5 protein-coding genes and 8 pseudogenes are annotated in these 9,919 nt (G+C 55.9%); 8 read left to right on the forward strand and 5 right to left on the reverse strand.

Annotated elements, in window-relative coordinates:
- The 3 genes and pseudogenes from ACVBEG_RS26905 to ACVBEG_RS26915 form a co-directional block, all read left to right on the forward strand.
- Positions 1 to 184, forward strand: a 184-nt coding sequence (locus tag ACVBEG_RS26905) for a hypothetical protein (protein ID WP_447108517.1), incomplete at its 5' end; no start/stop codon positions are given.
- A 925-nt stretch (positions 185 to 1,109) separates the two neighbouring features.
- Positions 1,110 to 2,374, forward strand: a pseudogene (locus ACVBEG_RS26910) (chromate transporter); the annotation flags it as partial.
- A 203-nt stretch (positions 2,375 to 2,577) separates the two neighbouring features.
- A pseudogene (locus ACVBEG_RS26915) lies at positions 2,578 to 3,327 on the forward strand (sulfite exporter TauE/SafE family protein); the annotation flags it as partial.
- A gap of 175 nt (positions 3,328 to 3,502) precedes the next feature.
- Here ACVBEG_RS26915 and ACVBEG_RS26920 read toward each other — a convergent pair.
- From ACVBEG_RS26920 to ACVBEG_RS26935, 4 pseudogenes are all read right to left on the reverse strand, one after another.
- A pseudogene (locus tag ACVBEG_RS26920) lies at positions 3,503 to 4,356 on the reverse strand (ABC transporter permease subunit).
- 24 nt (positions 4,357 to 4,380) lie between these two features.
- Positions 4,381 to 5,042 (reverse strand): annotated as a pseudogene (locus tag ACVBEG_RS26925) (ABC transporter permease subunit); the annotation flags it as partial.
- A 223-nt stretch (positions 5,043 to 5,265) separates the two neighbouring features.
- A pseudogene (locus ACVBEG_RS26930) lies at positions 5,266 to 6,405 on the reverse strand (ATP-binding cassette domain-containing protein).
- A gap of 183 nt (positions 6,406 to 6,588) precedes the next feature.
- A pseudogene (locus ACVBEG_RS26935) lies at positions 6,589 to 7,359 on the reverse strand (gamma-glutamyl-gamma-aminobutyrate hydrolase family protein); the annotation flags it as partial.
- A gap of 680 nt (positions 7,360 to 8,039) precedes the next feature.
- Here ACVBEG_RS26935 and ACVBEG_RS26940 point away from each other — a divergent pair.
- From ACVBEG_RS26940 to ACVBEG_RS26960, 5 genes and pseudogenes are all read left to right on the forward strand, one after another.
- Entirely contained in the window at positions 8,040 to 8,285 is a 246-nt protein-coding gene (locus tag ACVBEG_RS26940) for a hypothetical protein (RefSeq protein WP_447108518.1), read from the forward strand.
- A pseudogene (locus tag ACVBEG_RS26945) lies at positions 8,234 to 8,395 on the forward strand (hypothetical protein); the annotation flags it as partial. The gene ACVBEG_RS26940 and the pseudogene ACVBEG_RS26945, both read left to right, overlap by 52 nt.
- On the forward strand, positions 8,396 to 8,632 hold the full coding sequence (locus tag ACVBEG_RS26950) for a hypothetical protein (RefSeq protein ID WP_447108520.1): 237 nt from the start codon (positions 8,396 to 8,398) through the stop codon (positions 8,630 to 8,632). It begins immediately after the preceding pseudogene.
- A complete protein-coding gene (locus ACVBEG_RS26955) occupies positions 8,559 to 8,825 on the forward strand; it encodes a hypothetical protein (protein WP_447108519.1) in 267 nt (88 codons plus the stop codon). The genes ACVBEG_RS26950 and ACVBEG_RS26955 overlap by 74 nt, the downstream gene beginning before the upstream one ends.
- 701 nt (positions 8,826 to 9,526) lie before the next feature.
- A pseudogene (locus tag ACVBEG_RS26960) lies at positions 9,527 to 9,595 on the forward strand (hypothetical protein); the annotation flags it as partial.
- Positions 9,596 to 9,642: 47 nt separating this feature from the next.
- Here the strand turns inward: ACVBEG_RS26960 and ACVBEG_RS26965 are convergent.
- Positions 9,643 to 9,919: hypothetical protein (locus tag ACVBEG_RS26965; protein WP_447108521.1), on the reverse strand; the 277-nt coding region annotated here is incomplete at its 5' end.

Below are 9,919 nucleotides of genomic sequence, written 5' to 3' on the forward strand. Positions count from 1 at the left end.
TCATATCATCAGTGACAATCTTGATCGCGGCTTTGAAGTCATCTGCACTCACAGCCTGGCGATTATTTCGAGGGTTTTACCAACACCTTTCGCACCGCCTTCACCAAGGGAGCACCTGTCGTTGCATCCAGAGCTGCATGATGACAGTTGGATCTTCATCACTCCACCTCCAGAAATGGAGTGACACCGCCTACCACAGCAGCCACAGGTACCACTTCGTACCAATGCATGCCTTCGTTGGAGGAGTTACTCCGGTGATGGCCGAGCGCAAGATCATTGCGCGAGAACCTGCAGGCGTCTTTAGGGTCGCTACGATGCGGTACTTTTGAGCCAAAGCGGTTTTTACGCTAGAGCTGGCGAACGACTGCAATGACTGCAAACGTCCTGCATGCTCACGCGTTCATTCGGTTTGGGAGCTGGGTACAATTCGAGTTGGCGAAAAACAACAACAGAGTAAGCCGAAGGTTTAAAACTGGGCGCTACCCAACTCACAAACCGTTCGACCGCTGGGCAAGGTCGGTTGGCGAACCCTGTTGCAATCGGAATAATAAAACCGGAAAATTGTCCTTTTTCTGGAACCTCGTGAGGCGAAGATAAGCGCAGCCACTGACCAGTAGTAGGCCGATGGCACCAACGGTCAATGTGCGGAATAGGCTCATGAGTCATCGCTCTTCAAGGGCGCTATTAAGCGCGAGTTGTGAATGATAGAACCCGGAGTTCGATGCTTGTCCCGAGGGTTCTTTTTCTTGCAATAAAGAGAGGCTAGTTGAGACTGTCCCCGTTGGCTCGAATGGCTAAACATATAGGTCATTAGACAGCTGAATTCCTTCCTTGATAAATGTCAAATTGTTTGGTCGGGTTCAGTCAATAAGCAGGCTCGCCAATAAGATGCCATTGAGCTGCGGCACAAGAAACCCGCCGGCATCGAACGTATACTGGCGGCCTTACGCGAATCCGTTTCCCCTGAAGGCTATTGCTCCACGCTGTCAAGCGTGTGAAAAAGGAACATCCCCATTAGTGACGCACCTCCAGCCGTTGAACAGGAGCTGCCATGGCTTTGACGCCATCAGTTTCCGTGCAGGAATCCGGTCTTCCGGGTTGGAATCAGAGGTTTCATCAGCTTCGGTGGGCCTGCGGGGCAGATATCAGCTTGATGCACCAGGAGCTGGTAGGTCGCGCCGGATTTCAGAAAGGGGATTTCACATGCCCTTAACTACTGCATGTTGCTTCCAGGACCCGAGGCGCAGCAGTTGGCGATCTACATTGGTTGGCTGATGCATCGAACCTGGGGAGGCGTGATCGCAGGTGTGCTGTTTGTGTTGCCCTCGCTGTTCATCCTGATCGCATTATCCTGGCTGTATATCGCCTTTGGCGAATATCTGTGGTGGCTGGCTTCTCGATGGCATCAAGCCCGCCGTGACGGCCATCGTGGTACAGGCTGGCCATCTAATCGGCTCGCGAGCGCTAAACAACAATTGGCTGTGGGCCATAGCGGCAGCTTCATTCATCGCCATATTTGCGTTCAATGTCCCGTTCCCGTTGATCGTGCTGGGTGCTGCGTCGCTCGGTGATATCGGTGGACGCCTGGCTCCCGAGAACTTCAGGACCGGAGGCCATAGCGCAGCTCAAAAGTCCTTCGGCCCGGCATTGATTCCGACAACACCCCATCCCCTGACCATGCCCGATTTCGCTGGTCTAAAGTGGCAATGCTGAAGGCTCTTGGGAAAGGGGGAAGCCGTACTGTGGTCGGTCGCCGATGGGGTATTGACTGTGCTCTTTGGCTGGGAAGGCACCTTGACCCAGATGGGCTGGTTCTTTACCAAGGCCGCGTTGCTGACGTTTAGGCCATGCAGTGCTTCCCTATGTCTACCAGGGTGCGGGCCGGTTATTTGGGTGGCTCACCCACACAGATGATCGATGGTCTGGCGCTGGGGAAACGACGCCTGGGCCGCTGATCATGGTGGTGGCCTTTGTCGGTTTCATCGGTGCTTATGTCCTGCAGGTTTTCGGTGCCGATCATGTGTTTCTTGCGGGCGCCGTCCGCGGCCCACACTGGTGACGGTGGTTTCCCACGTCTCCCGCCTTCGTTTCTGTTCATCCTCGCTGGCGGCCCGCTAGTGGAGTCGAACCCCACGAACTTGAAGTCGACCGCGGCTGCCTCCACCGGGATTATAAGGGCGGTTGGGGTGATTCTCAATCTGGCAGGATCTTTTTGCACCAACCACGGGCTTTGGTCAAAGGGTTCAATGGCAATCTGATGGCTGGTGCTTATCGCGATTGCAGCGGCTATTGCCTTGTTTCAGCTTTAAACGTGGGGTCATTCAGGTACTGATGGCCTGTGCTTATTGGTATGGTCGTGCATCTACTGCGCTAGAGGGCGCGGGACGATCTGGCGGCCATGAGTCTTGAACCAGTCATGGCTGGCGCAGGACGAGCAGTTGATTTCAGTAGAGAAAAGCATAAAGATAGACCATATCGATATAACTGGTTATTAAGAAAGGTCGCTATGCTGCGGGCCATATTTTTCATGAATGCGTTTATCTGGCAGATGCGGCAACCGATTCTGGACAGTGCTGGATTGGTCGTTGCGGAGTGCTGGTTGTCGGGTTTGTCTGGAAGGGATGCAGGTGTGGCGGTCTTTATCAGCCGATTTTCCAGTTCCGTTTGCAATGAACTGGCTACCGCAGGGCGTAATGCAATTTACCGGTATGGCTATCACGAAGTCGGGCGGCGTACTGGTTCACCGAAAGAACAAAAATATTGACTGGGCCATCACCGGCTGGCTGACACTGGTAGTGTGCCGGCGGTGGCGCTGACGCTGTGGTTTTTGTAGTAGTTGCATGCCCCTGAAGACGATGTGGCGGTGTATTAAGCAAACATTGGGCTTTGTTCTGCTGGTGACAGCACTCGCCGTTTTCTTCAAGAAAAGGCTGCTTGAATTTGCCCATAAACGTGCTGGCGGCAGCTATAACCTCAGCGTAGTTGTCTCTGAATCTGCTGACGGTACTTGACGGGGTTGATACTGGGCACCATGGTGGCATTGACCTCCATTGGCGCTGTGCATCAGGCACACGAAGCACTCTTTATCCTGTACCCTTTTCTGGCCACCAAGCGCTTAGTCGGTACCGAAATCGCACACGCGGTCCCGCTGACGCTGGTTGCGCGTTGGGGCATGGAGTATGGGTAAATGGGATCGGCACGCATGAAGAGATCTGTTGATAGGTTCACTTCCAGGGGATCCACATGGGGAGCCATTTAACGGGTCGAGTGTCTGACGAGACACTGCGTCCTTGCCTGGCAATAATGCTGGTTTTCATTGGTTACAAAAAGCCTGGGGTTTTCAATCCTGTTTTTAATCATCGCCCTCTGTTGGTTTTCACTCCTCTAATCCAATCACCTCAAAAAACTACCCGGAGCCGCCCACGGTTGCATCCAAGGTGGCGTTCTATTTACTTACCGGGTTTTACGCGTGTCCAGCGGCGGTTCATAGAACTGCGGCTGCCTAATCCGCTTCTGCCATTTTCTGTTCCGGTTGTTTCCACGATTCGCTCGCGGTCTGCTCCATGGCTTCCTGAATCGCGACTTTGCGGTTGGCTTCGGCCCTGCGACCGAAATACCAGACCAGGAACGTGGCGAAGAAGACGGCGTCAAGCAGAATCAGACTCGCAATGGCGTTGATCTCTGGCTCCACCCAGGCGTACCGCGTAGAAAACCTCCATTGCGGGTAGCTACCGGGTCGAGCCGGGCCGGCAAGCCAAACTGGCGAGTACCAGGTCGTCCAGCGATAAGGCGAAGGACATCATGCCGCGCCGCCAGGGACGGCGCCATCATGGGCACGGTGATCAGGGCAACACCTTCCAGGGACGCGCGCCCAGGTCCATGGCCGCTTCCTCGATCGACAGGTCCAACTCACGCAGACGTGACGAAACCACCACCGCTACATAAGCGGAGCAGAAGCGGCGTGGGCGATCCAGATCGCGTCATCAGGCCGCGCTCCTGCGGCCACCCCAGTATCCGCGCCATCGCGACTGAACAGCAGCAACGACAGGCCGGTGATCACCTCCGGCATGACCAGTGGCGCCGTTACCAGACCACCAAACAGCGTGCGGCCCTTGAAGCGAGTCACTCGCGTCAGGACAAAGGCGGCCAGGGTTCCGAGGATCACGGCGGCGACTGCGGTGTAGCAGGCAATTTCAAAGGACCGGCGATGCGACCTCATCAATTGCTTGTTGTCGAGCAGGCCCGCGTACACGAATGAATGGACCATCCACCCCAGACAGTGACGAGCTTGTAAAGGTGTTGTACGAGAAGATCACCAGAATCAGCATCGGCAAAGCACGCATCCACCAGCATCATCAGTCTTGAAAATCCGAAAATGGTTCACGCCCTGCTCCATCTCTTCTGGCTCGGCGCCAGCGCGTCGAGCAGCACGATGGGCACGATCAGGATGGCGAGCAGGACCACCGCGAGCGCAAGAGGCGGACAGGCGAGTCACGGTCGTCGGAAAAACTCCTGCCACAACACGGCCGATCATCAGGGTTTCCGGCCCGCCCAGTAGTTCGGGACGAGGAATTCACCCACCACAGGAATGAACACCAGACAGCTGGCGATGATGCTGTTCCTGGCCAGGGCAGGGTGATTTTCCAGAAGCTGTTGAGCGTGCTTGAGCCCAGGTCCGAGGCGGCTTCGAGCAAGTGCTCTTGGTCATGCTTGACCAGGTTGGCAAACAGCGGCAGGACCATGGAAGGCAGGTAGGCGTACACCAGCCCTATGTACACAGCGATATTGGTGTTCAATAAATATTTCTATCGGCTCTTGAATCAGACCGGTCCAAAGCAAAAACGCATTCAACAGACCGTTATTGCTCAGGATGCCCATCCAGCGGAAACCCTGATCAGGATCGCCGTCCAGGTAGGCATCATGATCAGCAGCAACAATACGGTCTGTGCTTCCTTTCGGGCTTTGGAGATGGCATAGGCCATTGGGAAGCGGATCAACAGGGGCATCAGCGTACCGAAAAAGGCCACTTTCAATGAGCCCAGAGGCCGATACAATCATCATCGTCAACACGCAGATCCGCCACGATCCAGCAACAGCTTGAACTTCTGCTCGGCGAAGGTGTATTGTGTAGGTGGACTTGCCAACGCTGCTTCGGAAGCTGAATCTCCATCACGACGAGAAGCTGCAGCGCAAAAACAGGCATAGCCATATGAAGGCATGCTGATAACCATTTGCGGTTGCTGGGCATCAGCGGCCTGATAGTGCTCATGAGCGCAATACCACGCCGCTGTCATCCACCAGAAGATACCCAAGCCCAATCCCAGGTCGGACGCGCGCCTCTGGCGTTCAGCATTGGCCATGAATGCCTGAACGATCTTGCCACTGGCAATTTGCCAAACGTAATACGCCCAGTGCCCGCCCAAGTGGGCGATGTCGTGAACCTTGCCTTCGGACCAGTTATACCGGGCGTCGGGTTTTATCGTCGTCACCAGCAGCTTCTCCGGATAAAGGGCATAGGTGATGGTCTTGTCGTCCACCCGATGGTACTGATCCCATGGCCGACGTATATGTTCTGCGCAAGATCCGGGCACTGGATGACCGCGTAGCCTTCCTGGTCTTCAATTACGACGCCGTCGTACTGCATCCACGTTGCCAATGAATTCGGCGCAGATCAAGGGCCGCTGGCGCGCGCTTTGTACAGGTCGATCGACGTCGCGCTTGAGCCATCCAGCCCAGGTGCATGATGGAGATACGTTGGGCCATGGTCACGGCCTCTTCCCCATCGGCGTCACCATGATGCAGGTCACGCCTACCTGCTGATGATTTCAACGTGCGCAGCTCCAGTTGCAGGGCCAGCCAATCTTGTCGAACGCCGCCCATCGGCTCGTCCAGCAACAGCAGTTTGGGCCTTTTAGCCAGTGAGCGAGCCAAAGGCAAGACGCGCCCACGCTCCCGAGAGCTGGTGGGGCTTGCGTTTGGCGTATTGGCTCATATGAACCAGTTTGAGCATTTCTTCTACGGCGGCAGCTTCGATTTCAACTGCGGGAAGTCGGCTCCGCTTAATCAAAGCAACGTCTGGCCACTGTCCATGCGCCGGCAGCGCGAAGACTGAACATCATGTTGATTGGCCGCTCGGAGGCGGCATGTCAGTGATGTCCACTATCAAGGTAGATTCGCCCTTCAGTCGGTCGCTCAAAGCCTGCCAGCATGCGCAAGAGCGTTGATTTGCCTGAACCGTACTTGCTACAAATAAATTTCACCCTGATGGATTTCCAGGGACACATCGTCCACCGCAATCGTTTCGTCAAACTTCTTGGTTACGCGATCAATTTTAACCAGCACCTTTTTTTAGGGCGCGGATTGCCTTCAAGTAGCCTTCCTGTAAATGCTGGAGGCGTTAGCCATGTGCGATGAAAATCCCAACAAGCGTCAGTAGCCTGGCCAATACGGCCGGGATTAATCCGGTGCTGATGACCGCTCCGTCAGGTGGTTTATCCGGCGCAGCTGTCCCTGCCGCCCAATGCTGCATCTTGTTTTGTCGTTAATACCGGGGTGGCCGCTGGAGGATGCGGACACGCACAGTCCACTTCACAGTGACGTCTGGATCATTGCACACATTGTGCGGTGCCGCTTCATCAGCTGCCAGCGCACGCTTCGACGCGCAGCACGCCGCCCTGCACGCGTCGCCAAACGCCTGGAAAATACTCAAGTAAGGAGGGTTCGATAGCACCTGCCATTCAGGGCGCCATTGCAGGGCCGACGGCGAAGGTCTTGCTGCCCTCGATCGAGATCGCCTCGATCAGTCCATCGCTGTGGTGGCTTCGACCCGTAAGCCGGGTGCCAGCCGTTCAATGCCTTGGGGAGTTATTGAGTTCCGGACTTGGGGATAGAACAGGAGGCAGATCGAGTGCTTCGAGCACGCTGCCAGGCTGCACATGCACGGTATGGGCGGCACCATATTGGATTTCCAGGCTTGAATCGTCGGCTTCGCGATGATCCATGAACGTGCCGGTCTCATGCACCTTGGCGAAGGCCGCCGCCGAAGGCCACGTTCATCTCCTGGAAACCCCGACAGTTGCCGCCTGAGCATACTGCAACGCCAGCAGCCACCGCTGCGCGTAACAGGGGAAGGGTGTGCTACTCCACGCTGGGGGTCGTGGGCGGTGCCCGCTTCGCTTGCCGCGCCCTGATAGTGGAACGGCTCAACATTTGAGGGCGAACCGGTAAACAACAGGCCGTCCAAATGTTCCAACAACCTGGTTGATCACGAACTCCGCCAGGGACGGAATAACGACGGGAATCCCTTGCGCGGCGACTCTACACAGCACGCAAGTACTTGTCCCCGCTCACATGGTAGGGTTACACAATCAGCGACCTTTTTTCGACGCACGCAGTCGCACCACGAATGGCTCATTGCCATTTTATCACCTCGAAAATGGCACTGGAACGAGCTTTTCCGGAAGTCAAAACTATGTTGATTTTAATTACAACTGCTTCGTAAAAGATTTCGCAATACTGATGTGTTTATATTGCGCAAATAATACCCGTTGACTTCCTAAATCCTTTCGGATTGACTGGGGGTGTGAAAGGGCGGTGAATATTATTATTAACAATAAAGGTCTTCCAACATGTCGGTACCCCTGCTGTTTCTTCAGCTGAATGAAGCGAACGCATTCCTTAAGAAACATCCTGAAGGTTTTGGGTCACCTGCTGATTGCGGAGATGACGCGTGGTGCGTGGTAAAAACGCATCGAGCGCACCAGTCTCCAGCGTCCGACGCAGAAAGGCATCAACCTGCCTGCCTCCCTGTTTGCCCTGGACATCAACGGCTCTACAGTGGAAAGCACAGGCTTGGGTCTGGATATCGGTGATTCCGACCGAATCTGTTATCCGATCCCTGACACCCTCTGCGACGAACCTTGGCAAAAACGTCCGACTGCTCAACTGCTCATGACCATGCACGAACTCAAGGGCAGCCGTTTTTCGCCGACCCGTCCTTTCGCGAAGTATTGCGTCAGGTCGTCAGCAAATTCGATGAGATGGGGCTGACCATCTGCGCCGCCTTCGAGCTGGAGTTCTACCTGATTGACCAGGAGAACGTGAACGGTCGTCCGCAGTCTCCACGCTCGCCAATCTCCTGGAAACCACCTGGATTCCGACTCCAGGTACCTGATCGACGACTGGATATGTCGATTGCCTGCAAGACATTCTTGAAGGTGCCAAGGAGCAAGGTATCCCCGCGGATGCCATCGTCAAGGAAAGTGCGCCCGCGCAATTCGAGGTGAACCTGCATCACGTCGCTGATCCGATCAGGCGGCGGCTGATCACGCTGGTGCTCTTCTGCCAAGCGCCTGATCAAGAACATCGCTTATGACGATGAAGTTACACCACCTTCATGGCCAAACCGTATCCCGGACAAGCGGGTAACGGGCTGCACGTGCATATTTCCGACAGTCCCGGACAAGATGCGGCAAAAACATTTTTACCTGCGACGACCCGGAAAAAAGCGGAGATCCTGCGCGATGTGATTGTGCGTGCTGGAAACCTTACCGGCCTCGATGGCTTTCCTCTGCCCAAACGTAAACTCGTACCGTCGCTTCGGCGCGCAGTTCTATGTACCGAACTCTCCTAGCTGGGGATCGATAACCGGACGGTGGCGATTAAGTACCGACCGGGTCCCCGGATGCGGTGCGTATTCAAGACGGCGTGGCGGGCGCGGACGCCAACCCGTATCTGTTGATGGCGGGTGCTGCGCTGGTGTGCATCATGGCTATACCAAGAGATCCAGCTGGGAGCCTGTTGTGAGGACTCCTACGCGACAATAACGAGCAAGCCCGCCCATAATGGGCGCCACGCGTTGCGCGAGCTGGATGAGATTTTGGTGCTACATCGACCCCAAGTACATCGACGTTTTTGTTGCGTGCAAGGAGAGCGAGCTTGCCGAAGTTGATCTACTCCCGACCGATAGTTGGGACTTGCACACGGTCTGACGCTCGCCACACTTGGGTTGAGTTTTAAATATGGTCAAAAATCGTAGCGACTCGGGAGCAGTATTCCCAGCTGACTCACCCTTGAAAGGCTGGGGCATCCATTTGACGGCCAGGACCGCCGGGCCGCCAGCGGCCAAACGTTCGCCAGTAACAGCCCGGTCGACGGGCGCTTTCTGGCGAACGTCGCGAAGACCACGCCGCCGCCGATGCCGACATCGCGGTAGGGCCGCTGGTCGGCGTTCGCGATCCGGGCGTGTGGGCCACCGGCCGCGCTGGTAGAGCGGCAGCGAATTCTTATCCGTTTCGCCGACCTGATCCTCGCCCATCGAGAGGAACTGGCGCTGCTGAAACCCTTGATATGGGTAAACCCATCAGCCATGCTGGTGATCGATGTGCCCGGCACCTGAACGTGATCCAGCGCAAAATGATAAATAGGAATTGACAAGATTTACGACGCAGGTTGCATGACGCTCCGTGGACGCGTTATCCTGGCCGACCACCGGTGAAACCAGAACCGGGCTTGTCGTGGCGCATCGGTGGTCGTTACCGGCAGCCTTCCGTTTAATCCATTAGCCCGGAAGTTTGCGCCGGCGCTGGCTGCAGGTAACTCCTTTATTCTCAAACCGTCTGAGAAGTCGCCACTGTCGGCGGATCAGCGACTGCCAGTTGGCGCTGGAAAGCGGGCATATCCAGGAGTGTCTTCGACGTATTGCCGGGGTTCGGTCATACGGTTGGCAAGGCGCTGGCGTTGCATGCGGATGTTGATGTACTGGCGTTTCACCGTGAAACTCACCGCTGTCGCCAGTAGCCGCCGACTGACGCCCGGCAAAGCAACCTGAAACGGGCGGCTCAGGGCGGGGAAAGCCCCAACATTGTCTTTGCCGATGCTCCCGATTGCACGTAAATGGCAGCGCAGGCGGCGGCCAGTG

The organism is Pseudomonas sp. GG8 (genome assembly GCF_052976945.1).

Bases quoted from the DNA above. Each gene is read 5' to 3' on its own strand.
- ACVBEG_RS26940 (WP_447108518.1), top strand. From the start codon at position 8,040: ATGGGGCTGACCATCTGCGCCGCCTTCGAGCTGGAGTTCTACCTGATT.
- ACVBEG_RS26950 (WP_447108520.1), top strand. From the start codon at position 8,396: ATGGCCAAACCGTATCCCGGACAAGCGGGTAACGGGCTGCACGTGCAT.
- ACVBEG_RS26955 (WP_447108519.1), top strand. From the start codon at position 8,559: ATGGCTTTCCTCTGCCCAAACGTAAACTCGTACCGTCGCTTCGGCGCG.